Annotated in this window: 1 protein-coding gene; it reads right to left on the reverse strand. The window is 66.1% G+C overall.

Translation table 11 applies throughout. The annotated features are described in order from the left end of the window. On the reverse strand, window positions 1–1646 hold a 1646-nt coding region (locus CG67_RS16565; protein ID WP_038024942.1), incomplete at both ends, for an Ig-like domain-containing protein.

Genomic DNA, 1646 nt, shown 5'->3' on the forward strand with positions numbered 1-1646 from the left:
ATCGTTACTGGCTTTCCCGCTCAGATCGTCCCCGGCGGAATCGGTCAGCGTCACGTTGGCTGCTGCTGCCGGTGCCGTGGTCTCGACCGTCACAGGAATCGCGGCCGAAGGCTGGCTGGTATTGCCGGCCGCATCAGTGACCGTGGTGGTGATGCTGTGGCTGCCGTCGGCCAGGGCCGGCAGGGTGCTGCTCCAGCTGCCGTCGCTGCCCGCGGTGGCGGTGCCGATGGCTTTACCGTTGTCGAGGATAGTGACGGTGTCGCCGGCTGCCGCGGTGCCTTTCAGGACCGGGGTGGTGTCATTTGTCTCCGCTCCGGACAGGTTATTACCGTTACCGTCGGTCAGTTCGACATCACCGGCTGCTGCCGGTGCCGTGGTCTCGATCGTGACAGGAATAGCCGCCGAAGGCTGGCTGGTATTGCCGGCGGCATCGGTGACCGTGGTGGTGATACTGTGGCTGCCGTCGGCCAGGGCCGGCAGGGTGCTGCTCCAGCTGCCGTCGCTGCCCGCGGTAGCGGTGCCGATGGCTTTACCGTTGTCGAGGATAGTGACGGTGTCGCCGGCTTCCGCAGTCCCTTTCAGGACCGGGGTAGAGTCATTTGTCTCCGCTCCGGACAGGTTATTACCGTTACCGTCGGTCAGTCCGACATCACCGGCTTCTGCCGGTGCCGTGGTCTCGACCGTGACAGGAATCGCTGCCGAAGGCTGCCCGGTATTGCCGGCGGCATCGGTGACGGTGGTGGTGATACTGTGGCTGCCGTCGGCCAGGGCCGGCAGGGTGCTGCTCCAGCTGCCGTCGCTGCCTGCCGTGGCGGTGCCGATGGCTTTGCCGTTGTCGAGAATGGTGACGGTGTCGCCGGCTGCCGCGGTCCCTTTGAGGATCGGGGTGGCATCGTTACTGGCTTTCCCGCTCAGATCGTCCCCGGCGGAATCGGTCAGCGTCACGTTGGCTGCTGCTGCCGGTGCCGTGGTCTCGACCGTGACAGGAATCGCTGCCGAAGGCTGCCCGGTATTGCCGGCCGCATCAGTGACCGTGGTGGTGATGCTGTGGCTGCCGTCGGCCAGGGCCGGCAGGGTGCTGCTCCAGCTGCCGTCGCTGCCCGCGGTAGCGGTGCCGATGGCTTTACCGTTGTCGAGGATAGTGACGGTATCACCGGCTGCCGCGGTGCCTTTGAGAACAGGGGTGGCATCGTTACTGGCTTTCCCGCTCAGGTCGTCCCCGGAGGAATCGGTCAGCGTCACGTTGGCTGCTGCTGCCGGTGCCGTGGTCTCGACCGTGACAGGAATCGCTGCCGAAGGCTGCCCGGTATTGCCGGCCGCATCAGTGACCGTGGTGGTGATGCTGTGGCTGCCGTCGGCCAGGGCCGGCAGCGTGCTGCTCCAGCTGCCGTCGCTGCCCGCGGTGGCGGTGCCGATGGCTTTACCGTTGTCGAGGATAGTGACGGTGTCGCCGGCTGCCGCGGTCCCTTTGAGAACAGGGGTGGCATCGTTACTGGCTTTCCCGCTCAGATCGTCCCCGGCGGAATCGGTCAGCGTCACGTTGGCTGCTGCTGCCGGCGCCGTGGTCTCGATCGTGACAGGAATCGCCGCCGAAGGCTGACTGGTATTGCCGGCGGCATCGGTAACGGTGGTGGTGATGCTGTGAC

Origin of the sequence: Tatumella sp. UCD-D_suzukii (assembly GCF_000611875.2) — a bacterium.
Taxonomy (GTDB): Bacteria; Pseudomonadota; Gammaproteobacteria; order Enterobacterales; family Enterobacteriaceae; genus Tatumella; species Tatumella ptyseos.